The sequence below is a fragment of the Corynebacterium sp. ES2775-CONJ genome (assembly GCF_024814515.1).
GTDB lineage: Bacteria > Actinomycetota > Actinomycetes > Mycobacteriales > Mycobacteriaceae > Corynebacterium.
In genome coordinates this window covers 169,771-183,518 of sequence record NZ_JANUXT010000005.1, presented here as the reverse complement: position 1 = coordinate 183,518, position 13,748 = coordinate 169,771, and the positions used below count along the sequence as shown (strand labels likewise).

The window sequence follows — 13,748 nt, the reverse complement described above, 5'->3', positions numbered from 1 at the left end:
CGATCAGTGCCGCTCGTTGCCTCCGGCAATCAGGGCCATAATGCGATCAAAATCCTCGCGGCCGCCAAATTCCACCACGATCTTGCCCTTCCGCTTGCCTACCGTCACCGATACTTTGGTGTCGAGGTTATCGGCCAGGTGCTCGGCTGCTTGGTTGAAAAATTCCGGAGTCTGAGCCTTCTCTCTGGTCTTTTTCGACTGCGGTTGTTCCCCTCGATTGAGCAAGACGACTGCTTCTTCAGTCGCTCGTACACTCATCCCTTCCGCCACAATGCGTTCAGCGAGGCGTTCTTGTTCCTGCCGCTTATCTTTTAGACCCAAAAGAGCTCGGGCATGGCCAGCAGATAAAACCCCGGCCGCAACTTTGGTTTGCACGGCGACTGGGAGCTTGAGTAGACGCAGCATATTGGTAATCATCGGGCGGGAGCGACCGAGGCGATCAGCCAGTTCATTCTGAGTCACCGAAAATTCCACCAGTAGTTGCTCATAGGCGGCTGCTTCTTCGAGAGGATTTAGCTGTACGCGGTGAATATTTTCCAAGAGCGCGTCGCGGAGCATATTTTGGTCGTCGGTATCGCGAATAATCGCGGGGATTTTCTTCAACCCCGCCTTACTAGCGGCACGCCAACGCCGCTCGCCCATAATAATTTCAAAGCGTCCCTGATGAGCGCGCACAATAATAGGTTGGAGCAGACCAAATTCTTTAATGGAATGAACTAGCTCCCCAAGATCTTCTTCATCGAAAGCCTGGCGCGGGTTTTTTGCGTTAGGGATCACTAAACCAATAGGAATCTCACGGTACTGCGCGCCGAAATCTACTTCCTCCTCCGCCACGGGCGATGCATCCTGAGCGGCAGCTTCGGCCAGAATCGGGTTAACCTTCGCGCCACTGGCGTCACGCTCGGCTGGTGCGGCGGATCGACCAAGAAGAATATCGGTGGCATCTGCCCCCAATCGGGAATCTGGGGTAGATGTAATTAAAGCGGCCAAACCGCGGCCAAGTCCGCCCTTACGTGATTCTTGCTGCGCCATCTCTATCTATTCCTTTCACAAACCCTAAAACAGTCTTCGTGGGTGGGGGAAGAGTCTCCATTTAAGCGGAGGGTTTCACTCCCACAGCACCGGAATCAGCGGAGGGAAGGTAATCGCCTCGCTCAGCTAATTCTTGGGCGGCATCAAGATAGGCGAGAGCACCCCGAGAGCCTGGATCATAGTGCAATACCGTCTGCGAATAACCAGGGGCCTCCGAGACCTTCACCGAACGCGGGATTTTCGTCCGCATAACCACCTCACCGAAGTGCGAACGTACTTCCTCTGTGACCTGTTCGGCGAGCTTGGTACGAGCATCATACATAGTTAATAAGATCGCTGAAATATGCAGGCGTGGGTTGAGGTGCTGCCTAATCATGGAAATATTATTGAGCAACTGACCTACACCCTCGAGCGCGTAGTACTCACATTGAATAGGAATTAGGACTTCGTTGACCGAGGTCATGGCATTAATAGTGAGCAAACCCAAGGAGGGTGGGCAGTCGATGAAAATATAATCAAAACCGCTATCTCGAATAAAGGGGGAATTGAGGGCATCGCTCAATCGATATTCCCGCCTGACCATAGAGACTAATTCGATTTCAGCACCAGCCAGATCAATAGTAGCTGGGATACACCACAGGTTTTCACTCGCTGTGGATTGCACCATCGCTTGCTCGGCGGTGCACTCACCGATGAGAAGTTCGTAGCTGGAATTGGTGCCCGCGCGGTGTTCGACCCCCAGTGCTGTCGACGCATTTCCCTGCGGATCGAGGTCAACAACGAGGACTTTAAGGCCGTTAAGAGCTAGCCCCGCGGCGAGGTTAACTGATGAGGTGGTTTTACCCACTCCGCCTTTTTGGTTGGCCACGGTGATATAACGGGGAGAAGCCGGTTTGGGGAGGGACAGCGAATGTGGGGTCAAGACTTGCGCTGCTCGTCTAGCGGCAGCGGCGACGGGGGTATCTTCCCATTTCATTTCATCCATGGTATCCGACTTTTTCCAGACCTTTCTGCCACAATTATGCTGATCTTAACCTTAGTGTCTCTCCCTCGGCTTAGCCAGATGATTCAGATAATCAATGCCACGTCCAAGCACCGCATCGTTACTAGCGAGACCGATTTTTCCTAATAGACACCACCGTTGTTGGTTCTGGGAGTATCTCTCCTACGGTAAAAACTTTGATATCAGCGCCCCCAGCTTTGGTAATCACCCGCTTATCTCGCTCTATTTCCTCGTGGACTGAGCTACCCTTAAGAGCCAACATCCGGCCGCCTTTGTCAACGAGCGGCAACGACCACCCAGCGAGCTTACCGAGAGGAGCTACCGCGCGCGACGTTACTATATCAACACCACCGACTTCTCTGCGGACCTCTTTTTCCTCTGCTCGACCGCGAAGTACCCAAATATTATTGAGATCGAGCTCCACGGCAACATATTTGAGAAATTCAGAGCGCTTAAGAAGCGGTTCTATCAGCACGATATCAAGATCGGGACGAGCTATTGCCAGAGGGATCCCTGGGAGACCGGCACCGGAACCGATATCAGCCACCCTCATATTTGGCTTAATGGCCTCTCCGATCACCGCGCAGTTAAGGATATGTCGATCCCACAGCCGAGGTAATTCACGCGGCCCCAAAAACCCGCGCTCCAATCCCATCGTGGCTAGGAGCTGGTGATAGCGCTGTGCCTTTTCCATGTGGTGGACGAAGACCTCACCGGCAATTGATGGGGGAGTGGGGTCGAAGTCTAATTGGTTATCCACGACGTAGGTCTCTCCTTGAGCTGGGGGATCGTAGCATTTTTTCACCTTACACGTTTACGAGCTAAACAATCTTCTTGCGAAAGTACAAGACCGCTGTGAACGGTATGTGTTCACAGCGGCCTCCAATGAAAAGCGATTATTTCTTGCCCTTACGCTTCTTCTGATTCGTCGGCTTCTGGCCTGGGCGAGGAGCGGTGGCGCGCTTGGCTTCTTGCTTTGCGGCAATCTCTGCATCCTCTTCGGCGTCTATCTTGGCAAAAACATAGCGCTGCTGGAAGAAGGTCCAAATATTATTCGACACCATGTAGAACAAGAGACCTATATGCCACACCACACCGGTAGCTAAGATAGTCAGGGGGAAGACCCACAACATCATGCGGTTCATCATATCCATCTGAGCTTGCATTTGGTTATTGCCTGAAGGCTTTTGCCGCCCCGAAGCAAGACGGGCTTTTTGTCGATCAATGCTCATACGCGCATTCATATGAATTGCGAAAGCAATAATCACAATCAACGGTGCCGCTACCAAAATAATATTGGTCCTGGTGAAGTCGACCGGCTGGAAGGCCTTATACATCTCCTGGGGCATGGAGATATACGCAGATAACGGAACCCCAAAAAGCCTCGCGTCGAGGAAAGACTGAACATCGCTGGCAGAGAAGATATAGTTCGGCGTTTGGCGGTTGGCCTCGAAGGACAAACCTACTTGTCCCACCCCTGAACCAGTGCGGTTAAAGGAGCGCAGGACGTGGAAGAGGCCAATAAATACCGGCATCTGTACCAAAATAGGCAAGCAACCCGCGATGGGATTAACACCCATCTCCTTCTGCATCTTGCGGGTTTCTTCCATCATTTTCTGCTGGTCGTTTTTATATTTAGTTCTAATTTCCTGCATGCGCGGTTGCATCTCTTGCATCTTGCGCATGGATCGCATTTGTTTCAGCGTCGGACGCACCAGAAGCATACGAATGGTGAAGGTGAGCAGCACGATCGCCAGCACCCACGACAGGCCGGAATCGGGGTTTAGCACAAAGCTGAGGGCCTTATGCCAAAACCAGAGGATGGCCGAAATTGGCCAATAGATGAAGTTGAGCACGGTGAGTCAAGACTCCTCAAGGTGTTGGTCATATAAGAACATGGTGAGGACCAGCCCCGCTTTAGAGAAAAAGCAGGACCTGCCCGTGGTCTCCGCGTTGCCACACGCGTGAGTTTTTTGGTTATCCCTCGGGATTCTACCGCGAAACAAGCCCAATGCCGAACGAGGAGATAAATAAATCTCTTCCCGAGCACAGAATTAAGCAGGACATTTCCTTAAGCATTGTGCCTGCAGGGTTAGGCTTATCGTGTGGTTCTTGCAGGGTTAGGCTTATAGCGTTGGGCTGCACACTGCAATACTCCGGCCTCATTAGGGCACAGGGTCGTATCCACCAGGATGCCAGGGACCACATTTCGCTAGTCTAATCAAGCTCATCACAAGCGCCCTGGCGGGAGGGTAGTGCTGAAAACTCCCGAGCGCATAAGCGCTGCAGCTAGGCTCAAATCGGCAGCTCGATCCACCCTTCAGCGGCGAAAGATAGCGCTGGTAGAAGCGAATAGCACCAAGAGCACCGGCGCGAAGAAACGAAACCATATGCCCTAGTTTAGCTGTGCGCCAGTAGAGGGATATATCTGTCCTAATTTTGACAATGCCTTGATAATATCGCGCTCGAGGCTGTGATAATCAGCGGTCGCAGAGGCTGGGAGGGCTCGGATAACGACTGCAGATCCGCGGGGGAGCGTAGGCATGATGGGTCGGAGAATATGGCGTAGTTTGCGGCTGACGGCATGTCGAGTCACTGCATTGCCCACGGCTTTAGAGACGATGAGCCCGGCAACGGGACAGGCTAAGGATAACAAAGAAGTCGCTCGGGTATCAGCGTCATCTATATCTGAAATACTGGGTTGGTGATAATACACCAAAACGGTGCGCCCACCTGCACGTTTACCTTTCCGAATAGTGTGACGAAACTGCTCAGAAGAGGTTATTTTATGCTGCTGTGGAAGCACCGTTCGAATGTTACGCTATGCGCTTATATAAAAATTAAGCGGTCAGCTTTGCGCGTCCCTTGCGACGACGTGCGGCCACAATTGCGCGGCCGGCACGAGTACGCATACGGATACGGAAGCCGTGCTTCTTAGCGCGACGACGGTTGTTCGGCTGGAACGTCCGCTTGCCCTTGGTCACGGTGATACTCCTCAATACGTTAACGCAGGAAAAACTTTTCATAAGGGGGCAGGATTTTATAAGCCTATACGGACATCGCTATGAGCCCAGACTGCAGTGACACAGCCCCTCTTTTTGAAAAGTTCATCCCAAAAAGTTGGATGATGGTTATTTAAGAAGCAGTCATTCCCCAAAGATATTCGCGGACGAATATTCGGAGAATTATGAGCATTCTGCTGACAACCAGCAGGTGTTCGCTTCTTAAGCACAAGGCCATCTAGACAAGGTTCTGGCTAGAAAGCGTTGTGTTAGACCAACTAAGGGTACGTGAATCGCGGGGATGAAACCAAATCGACACGCGGGTACCCCCTTAATACCCTCGGAATATCAAAGTTGTAATTAACCTTGGACTTTTATGCCACCAAAGGGTTTATCCACAGGTTGATTCATTATCTTCCATCCGCCATGGCGCCACGGTACCCAATAAATTAAGACGCAGCTGAGGAAATATATTGGATAGTGAAAGTACGAGTTAGACACCTCGGCTTGGAAGCGGTAACAATAGTATCCAGCGAATGCAATCCCACACCCTGTTATCCCCAGGACTGTGGATAACTTTAAACTTAAGGTTTATAGTTTCCACAAATTCCGAGGTTTATCGAGGTCACGGCGATTTCTTTCACCAAGAAAGTTATCAACACCCACGCATCTAGGTTGTGGATAACTTTTCGGGGAGATGACCCCGAGGTTTATCCACAGCTGTGGATAAACCTGTGGAAGACGTGGTCATGGGCTAGATAAATCTCAACGGTGATTGTGGATGGGGCTGTAGATGACAACCGTGTCATTGGGGAAATCTTCTCTGACGCGTCTGAAGTTTCCAGCCCTTTGTTGCAAGGGATAATTGTGACAACAACTCAATAGCCGGGTACTCGTGCCCGACTAGTGAGCAGGCGGCAACTGGTACCGGGAGAAAATCTCGTGTCCCTTTAATAGCGCCACACCCATAGCCAAGGGGGCATCACCTTTGCTTGTGCCTGACTGAAATTCGTGATTTTAGTCTTGACGTCAAGGGCGAAGAACTGCTGCCTATCGAACACTGTAAGGACCTATAACCGTGACTGCCCATGCAGCGAATACAGAGGATAATGAGGAAACTTGGCATGCCATCATTGATGAGCTCACCAGTGGTGACTCTGACAGTGCACTCCATGTGGGACGGCGCGAGCGCGCTTATCTTGAATTATCGCGCATAGTTCTCATTCATAACGGTTTTACTCTCATTGCCACCTCCTCAGAGGGTGCTAAGACCTATATTGAGAAATATCTCGTATCCCCGATTCGCGAGATTATCGAACGCCGTACCGGCTTTTTGACCACTATAGGAGTGGTCGTCGACGAGGGCACCGCAACCCCCCAGCGCATATCCGAGGCTCCCCAAGCAGTGGTTGACCAAACTTCTCCTCGAGCTCAACCTGCTTATCAGCTTAGCTCCGAAGAAAAACCAGAGCACTCAACCCCCACTGCTGTAAGCGCCGCAGTTCAAGCCCCCCGCAAAGCAGAACGCGATGCGATTATCGGGCAGCAAACCATGCTCATGGGAGGTGACAACCTCGCTCCACTCGACGCGACCTCTGCTCGCCCCCGCTCGGAATCATCAGCCACGGATCACAACGCTGGCCTGCTCAATCGAGATTCTTCCACCCCGCGTATTGATGAGGCCTCAAATCTTAATGAGCGCTATACCTTTGACAATTATGTGGTCTCCGATTCCAATAAATTGCCAACCTCTGCAGCTATCGCCGTCGCCGAGAAGCCAGCACGAGCATATAATCCACTGTTTGTGTGGGGAGATTCCGGACTCGGGAAAACCCATCTCATGCACGCTATTGGAAATTATGCCAGGCAGCTCCATCCCGCGTTGAAGGTACGCTATGTCTCTAGCGAAGAATTCACCAATGATTATATTAACTCGGTGCGTGATGATCGCCAGGAATCTTTTAAAAGACGCTACCGCAGCTACGACATCTTAATGGTCGATGATATCCAGTTTTTGCAGGGTAAAGAAGGTACCCAGGAGGAGTTCTTCCACACCTTCAATGCGCTCCAGCAAAGTGGCAAGCAAATCGTTCTGAGCTCTGACCGGCCACCGAAGCAGCTCACTACCTTGGAAGATCGCTTGCGCACCCGATTCCAGGCCGGGCTTATTGCCGATATTTATCCACCCGATCTAGAAACGCGTATTGCGATTTTAGAAAAGAAGGCACAAGCTGAGGGTGTTCAGGCAAGTCGTGACGTACTCGAGCTTATTGCTTCGCGCTTTACCTCCTCTATTCGCGAATTGGAGGGAGCCTTTATTCGTGTTGCTGCTTTTGCCTCTCTAACGAGCAGCGGCATTGATATCCATAATGCTGAGGCGGCCTTGTGCAACCTGCTACCCGACGAGCAAAACGTACAGATTACCGCGCAGCATATCCAGGCGGCGGCTGCCGAATACTTTAACTTCGAGATCAGTGAACTACTCTCGGCTAAGAAATCCCGGCCTCTCGCGCATGCGCGGCAGCTAGCGATGTATCTGTGCCGCGAATTTACTGAGCTTTCCTTGCCACAAATTGGCCAGCAGTTCGGCGGTCGCGATCACAGCACCGTGGTCTATGCGGAGAAGAAGATCCGACAGGAGATCACCCAGAAGCGCCAAACCTATGATGAGATCGAAAAATTAACAGCGCTGATTAAAAAGAAGGCGCAGGGTTAAATATTCCAGATATCAAGCCCTCCGGGTCCACAGCAACAGTGTGGACCTGGAGGGCCTTTTTATCTCCGACTAAGGATCAATGCGATTTCAGTACGTTATCCACAGAGTCCACAGAGTTATCCACACCCGTGTAATTACATTGCTGTAATTAGGTGAACCTCATCACTATTCACCAAGAAAAGCCCAGGACAACAATCTGGGGATAACTCCTGCAATTCTGGGGACTACCACGGCGTTATATGTGAGTAGATTTGTGGACAACCGTCAGGCCTAAAGTTATCAACATTGAAGGTGACTTATCAACAGGTTATTAACACCCCTGCGCACAGGTAAGAATTACTCACTGAGCTGGCTAAAGGACCCCTTATCCACAGTTTCGCCAGGACTTACTGTAGTTACCACTTTTATTACTAGTAATTTATTAAGAGAAAGAAGAGCTGGGGATAACAAGAATGTACTGAGTTCAGCGACCGCCAACCGAATAACAAAAATTCTTTGTACGAACCTCAAGGGCAGGTAGGTTTGTTAGAGTGAAACCATCAACCATCGGCGTGAGTAATCACAGTGATGTGGTTTAGGATGTGGTTTAACATTATGCTCAGCCAAGCTCGACACGTGCTGACGAGCTGCAGCAAATGACAAACGGCCGACTAAATACTTTTCCAACCAAGGGAGCATCAGGGAGCACATGGACGACAATGTAGTGTCATTCGAAGTTGAAAAAAATGACTTGTCCAGCGCGGTCTCATGGGTAGCGCGTAATCTACCTTCACGCCCCACCCAACCAGTGCTTCGAGCCATGCTAATTACTGCCGACGACGAAGGCCTTGAAGTTGCCGGTTTCGACTACGAGGTATCTACTAAAGTTCGCATTCCAGCCCAGGTTGTGGATAAGGGGCGCATTGCTGTCGCAGGAAAACTCTTAGCGGATATCATCTCCACGTTGCCCACCAAGCCGGTGAACATTTATGTTAAAGGCTCAACGGTGCAATTAGAGTGCGGTTCTTCACGCTTTGAATTACCACTTATTCCCCTCGATGATTATCCCACCTTGCCTACCCTGCCACAGGCTACGGGGGCTATTGATCCCAGATTATTTGTTGATGCTGTAACCCAAGTAGCCGTAGCTGCAGGTCGCGATGACACCCTTCCCATGCTCACTGGAGTTGATATGGAGATCAGCGGTGAAGAAGTGACGCTCACCGCAACAGACCGATTTAGACTCGCCCTGCGTCGCTTTCAGTGGGCTCCGCAGAGTCCAGAAGCAACGGCTAAATTGCTGATTCCTGCGAAAAACTTGCAAGAAAATGCTCGCACCTTGGACTCTAACTCCTCCGAGCCGGTGGAAATCGCAGTTGGTACTGGTGATGCCATTGGAGCCGAAGGTCTTTTTGGTATTCACGTCGATAACCGCCAAACCACCACACGCCTCCTCGATGCAGTTTTTCCCAATGTGGGACCACTTCTGCCTAAGGAACACCGCTCGATGGCCAGTGTGAATATCTCAGACTTACAGGATGCTATCCGCCGTGTCTCTTTGGTTGCCGAACGTAGCGCCCAGATCCGGATGCAATTTAGCCGCGGTGAACTGATTCTTTCCGCCGGTGGAACGGATTCCGGACATGCGGAAGAATCATTGCCCTGCTCCTATAGCTCGGACGAAGAGCTCATTATTGCCTTTAATCCTGCATATCTGCGCGATGGCCTCAGTGTTATCCGCTCCGCACGGGTAGTCTTTGGATTCACCGAATCTTCACGTCCGGCGATCTTGATTCCAGAGCCGGAGAATATGCCTGAGGCCAACGAAGAGGGAATGTTCCCCACCCCTGAAACTGATTTCACCTATCTCTTGATGCCCGTACGGTTACCAGGCTAGATCTGGCACAGTCTGCCTAAGAGATCGAGGTTAATGTGTATATTCGGGAACTTTCTCTGCGTGATTATCGCTCATGGCCTGAGTTGTCGATCAGTCTTCATCCTGGAATTACACTATTTACCGGCCACAATGGCTTCGGCAAAACAAATATTGTGGAAGCCATTGGATATGCAGCTAGGTTGAGTTCCCATCGTGTCCCTAAGGATGCTCCGCTGGTGCGCCACGGGGCTCACAATGCCAGGATTTCGGCTACTGCGGTCAACGATGGCCGGGAATTAACTGTGCATTTACTCATCAACTCCAGCGGCAGCAACCGAGCACATCTCAACCGAACCCAGCTCAAAGCCCCACGGGAGGTATTGGGAGTTGTTCGCACCGTCCTTTTTTGTCCAGAGGATCTCGCTCTCGTTCGGGGAGAACCCCAAGAACGCCGGAATTATTTGGACAATATACTCAAAGCGCTGCGGCCCCGGCTATACGCCGTCAAAATGGACTACGAGAAGGTACTCAAACAACGTAATACCTTATTAAAAACCGCTGGCGCTCACCTTCGTCGCGGCTACGGGCACGATCAAGGCACCCTAGATACCCTCGATATTTGGGATAACCAGTTAGCACGTTTAGGAGCTGAATTAATAGCTGCTCGCCTGGATTTAGTTTCAGAGCTCAACCCACTAGTTGAACAATCATATGCCACCATTGCCCCCCAATCTCGACCTGCGCATATTCACTATCGCTCCAGCGTGCCAGGAATAGCTGAAACTGAGACCGATCCGGAACTAATTGAAGCTGCAATGCTCGTAGAACTCGCGGCAAAGCGCCACAAAGAAATCGATCGGGGTCTTAGTCTCGTCGGACCCCACCGCGACGATTTGGACCTTCTCCTTGGTGACGCCCCTACCAAGGGTTTTGCCAGTCACGGGGAAACGTGGTCAATGGTATTGTCCCTGCGTCTGGCAGAATTCCAATTACTTCGGGCCTCTGGTACCGACCCCATTTTGATTTTGGATGATGTGTTTTCCGAATTAGATCTGGCACGCCGCACCAGGTTGGTGGCCCTGACCGAATCGGTTGAGCAAGTCTTTATTACTGCAGCAGCCTTTGAAGATCTCCCTGAGAATCTTCTTGAAGCGATCACGCAGCGCTTTGAAGTCGGAGTCAAAGACACCGAATCTGGTCGTGTCTCCCAGCTAAAATATGCAGCGGAATCTGAGGCGGATGCCCAGGTCATCTCAGCGGAGTCACCGTAATGGCTGCTGAGCGCGACGACGATAAACCTACTGATGATTGTGTGCAGATGGCCTTTCTCAAAATGCGGGAAATGGCTCAGAAACGCTCAGCACACCTTCCCGATTTGCACGCCGCCCCGCAGCGTCCCCAACCTCGATCCCAGAATACTGCGGTGAATATGCGGCGCCGTGGACGCCCGACAGGTCGCGATGGGAGGGCGATCTCCTATGGCTCGTATAGCTTGGAGAGCCTCGGCACTATTCTTAACAAGGAAATTAGCAAGCGTGGCTGGCAGCCTGGTATGGCCAAGGGCTGGATTATGGGCAACTGGGATTTGCTCGTCGGCGATCAAGTGGCTCACCATACCCGGGTAGAAATGCTTAAGGACACCACATTGTTTATTAGTTGTGATTCCACAGCATGGACGACTAATTTGCGCCTGATGCAAAAAGAGATTCTGAAAGCTATCGCCCACAAAGTTGGTCCAGATATTGTGACCGAGTTGAAAATATTTGGACCTAAGACCCCTAGTTGGCGCCATGGCCCGCTGCATGTCAAAGGTCGTGGTCCTCGCGACACCTACGGATAATTTTTTATGGGGCGTGAAAATCGGCTCATATAGGTGGCATAGACCTAAGCGTAGTAGTACCACGTAGGGCTCTAGGCAGTGTAGAATAAAGCAGTCTAACTGTACATAATTGAAGGAGTGCTAGTTCACGTGGCAACCGCTGAACATGGGTACGACGCCTCATCCATCACCATCCTTGAGGGTCTTGAGGCAGTGCGCAAGCGACCGGGAATGTATATCGGCTCGACCAATGAGCGCGGTCTGCATCACTTGGTATGGGAAGTCGTTGATAACTCAGTCGATGAGGCAATGGCTGGCTATGCCGACAAGGTCGATGTGACAATTCTTGCCGACGGTGGAATCGAGGTCGTTGATAACGGTCGCGGTATCCCCGTGGAGATGCACCCCTCTGGAGCCCCCACCGTCCAGGTGGTCATGACCCAGCTGCACGCTGGCGGCAAATTCGATTCGGAATCCTACGCGGTCTCCGGTGGCCTCCATGGTGTGGGTATCTCCGTGGTCAATGCCCTCTCGACTCGCGTTGAAGCCGATATTAAGCGCGATGGGAAGCATTGGTATCAGAACTTCAACCAGGCTATTCCAGAAGATCTCATCGAGGGCACTAATGCTCGTGGGACGGGGACGAAAGTTCGCTTTTGGCCAGATCCTGAGATATTTGAAACAACGCAGTTCGACTTTGAGGTCATTTCTCGTCGGTTGCAGGAGATGGCTTTCCTCAATAAAGGCCTGACCATCACACTTACCGATAAGCGGGCGAGTGTTGAGGAGATCGAGCTCGACGAAATTGCCGAGGCAGAAGGCAATCTCTCCCTTGATGAGATCGATCAGGCAGCGGATGAAACCACCCCTGAAACCACTGCTGTGAAGAAAAAGGAAAAGCGTAAGGTCTTTCACTATCCGAATGGTTTGGAAGACTACGTGGCCCACCTTAATCGGTCGAAAACAGCTGTGCATCCATCCATTGTGGGCTTCGAAGCCAAGGGCGATGATCACGAGATTGAAATCGCTATGCAGTGGAACTCGGGCTATTCCCAATCGGTGCACACTTTTGCCAATACCATTAACACCATCGAAGGCGGCACCCACGAGGAAGGCTTCCGTGCGGCGCTCACATCTTTGATGAATAAGTACGCCCGCGAACATAAGCTCCTAAAAGAAAAGGAAGCTAATCTTACCGGCGATGATTGCCGCGAAGGCTTAGCAGCAGTGATCTCCGTTCGGGTGGGCGACCCCCAGTTTGAGGGTCAGACAAAGACCAAATTGGGCAACTCCGAGGTACGCTCATTTGTCCAGAAGGCAGTATACGAGCATGTATCCGACTGGCTAGATGCTAATCCGGCAGAAGCCAAGGTTATCATCAACAAGGCTGTCTCCTCGGCTCATGCTCGACTTGCTGCCCGTAAAGCACGTGAAATGGTGCGCCGGAAGTCTGCCACTGATCTAGGTGGCTTGCCCGGTAAGCTCGCCGATTGCCGCTCCAAAGACCCGAGTAAGACCGAGCTCTATATTGTCGAGGGCGACTCTGCTGGTGGTTCTACTAAGGGCGGACGTGACTCGATGTATCAGGCGATCTTGCCGCTGCGTGGCAAGATCCTCAATGTGGAAAAAGCACGCTTAGATAAGGTGCTCAAAAACAACGAGGTACAGGCTATTATTACTGCACTTGGGACTGGTATCCACGACGAATTCGATATCTCGAAATTGCGTTATCACAAGATCGTGCTCATGGCGGATGCTGATGTGGACGGTCAGCATATTGCGACCTTGCTGCTAACCTTGCTCTTCCGCTTTATGCCGCAGTTGATTTCCGAGGGACACGTCTACTTGGCTCAGCCACCTTTGTATAAGTTGAAGTGGGGCAAGGGCGAACCTGGATTTGCGTATTCGGATGCCGAGCGCGATAAATTGCTCGCTGAAGGTTTAGCTGCTGGGCGCAAGATTAATAAGGATGACGGCATCCAGCGCTATAAGGGTCTTGGTGAGATGAACCCGAGCGAGTTGTGGGAGACGACCCTTGACCCTTCGGTGCGCATTCTGCGCCGCGTGGATATGGAAGATGCACAGCGCGCAGATGAGCTCTTCTCCATTTTGATGGGTGATGATGTTGCGGCGCGCCGTTCCTTTATTACAAGAAATGCTAAGGACGTTCGCTTCCTCGACGTCTAGTCTAAATCCCCGTTGCCACGGTTATAGCTGGGACAACGGGGATTTTTATTGGCTATGATGGGCACGCATTCTCTAAAGTATAAAAAGAGAAGAGCAAGACGTCTGAGGCTGACACATTGTGGGCTTGAGGTTTA

At 51.4% G+C, this 13,748-nt stretch carries 12 protein-coding genes; 5 read left to right on the top strand and 7 right to left on the bottom strand.

All coding sequences use genetic code 11. From position 1 onward, the window contains the following. Positions 1-3: 3 nt before the first annotated feature. The 7 genes from NXT01_RS07670 to rpmH all read right to left on the bottom strand — a co-directional run bounded on the left by NXT01_RS07670 (position 4) and on the right by rpmH (position 5,019). Positions 4-1,032: a ParB/RepB/Spo0J family partition protein gene (locus NXT01_RS07670; protein ID WP_259079482.1), complete on the bottom strand. Its 1,029-nt coding sequence runs from the start codon at positions 1,030-1,032 to the stop codon at positions 4-6. Between the two features lie 61 nt (positions 1,033-1,093). After that, a complete protein-coding gene (locus NXT01_RS07665) occupies positions 1,094-2,017 on the bottom strand; it encodes a ParA family protein (protein WP_259079475.1) in 924 nt (307 codons plus the stop codon). 121 nt (positions 2,018-2,138) lie between these two features. After that, complete coding sequence (gene rsmG, locus NXT01_RS07660; protein ID WP_259079651.1) at positions 2,139-2,729, bottom strand: 16S rRNA (guanine(527)-N(7))-methyltransferase RsmG; 591 nt, start codon at positions 2,727-2,729, stop codon at positions 2,139-2,141. Positions 2,730-2,931: 202 nt separating this feature from the next. Beyond that, positions 2,932-3,891, bottom strand: a complete 960-nt coding sequence (gene yidC / locus NXT01_RS07655; protein ID WP_259079473.1) for a membrane protein insertase YidC — start codon at positions 3,889-3,891, stop codon at positions 2,932-2,934. A gap of 309 nt (positions 3,892-4,200) precedes the next feature. Then, positions 4,201-4,425 carry a membrane protein insertion efficiency factor YidD gene (gene yidD / locus NXT01_RS07650; protein WP_259079462.1) on the bottom strand — a complete coding sequence of 75 codons (225 nt, stop codon included), beginning with the start codon at positions 4,423-4,425 and terminating at the stop codon, positions 4,201-4,203. A gap of 5 nt (positions 4,426-4,430) precedes the next feature. Continuing rightward, positions 4,431-4,841, bottom strand: coding sequence for a ribonuclease P protein component (gene rnpA / locus NXT01_RS07645; protein WP_259079454.1), 411 nt, complete (start codon positions 4,839-4,841; stop codon positions 4,431-4,433). A 34-nt stretch (positions 4,842-4,875) separates the two neighbouring features. After that, the gene (gene rpmH / locus NXT01_RS07640; RefSeq protein WP_083987655.1) at positions 4,876-5,019 is read right to left on the bottom strand and encodes a 50S ribosomal protein L34; all 144 of its coding nucleotides are present in this window, start codon (positions 5,017-5,019) and stop codon (positions 4,876-4,878) included. A gap of 1,096 nt (positions 5,020-6,115) precedes the next feature. Between rpmH and dnaA the strand changes: the two genes are divergently transcribed. The 5 genes from dnaA (at position 6,116) to gyrB (ending at position 13,614) form a co-directional block, all read left to right on the top strand. Further along, on the top strand, positions 6,116-7,753 hold the full coding sequence (dnaA, locus tag NXT01_RS07635) for a chromosomal replication initiator protein DnaA (protein WP_259079446.1): 1,638 nt from the start codon (positions 6,116-6,118) through the stop codon (positions 7,751-7,753). A 688-nt stretch (positions 7,754-8,441) separates the two neighbouring features. Further along, the gene (gene dnaN, locus NXT01_RS07630) at positions 8,442-9,629 is read left to right on the top strand and encodes a DNA polymerase III subunit beta (RefSeq protein WP_259079437.1); all 1,188 of its coding nucleotides are present in this window, start codon (positions 8,442-8,444) and stop codon (positions 9,627-9,629) included. Between the two features lie 35 nt (positions 9,630-9,664). Beyond that, positions 9,665-10,879: a DNA replication/repair protein RecF gene (gene recF / locus NXT01_RS07625; RefSeq protein ID WP_259079430.1), complete on the top strand. Its 1,215-nt coding sequence runs from the start codon at positions 9,665-9,667 to the stop codon at positions 10,877-10,879. Next, positions 10,879-11,448 carry a DciA family protein gene (locus NXT01_RS07620; protein ID WP_259079422.1) on the top strand — a complete coding sequence of 190 codons (570 nt, stop codon included), beginning with the start codon at positions 10,879-10,881 and terminating at the stop codon, positions 11,446-11,448. The genes recF and NXT01_RS07620 overlap by 1 nt, the downstream gene beginning before the upstream one ends. A 129-nt stretch (positions 11,449-11,577) precedes the next feature. Then, a complete protein-coding gene (gyrB, locus tag NXT01_RS07615; RefSeq protein ID WP_259079415.1) occupies positions 11,578-13,614 on the top strand; it encodes a DNA topoisomerase (ATP-hydrolyzing) subunit B in 2,037 nt (678 codons plus the stop codon). The last annotated feature ends 134 nt before the right edge of the window (positions 13,615-13,748 follow it).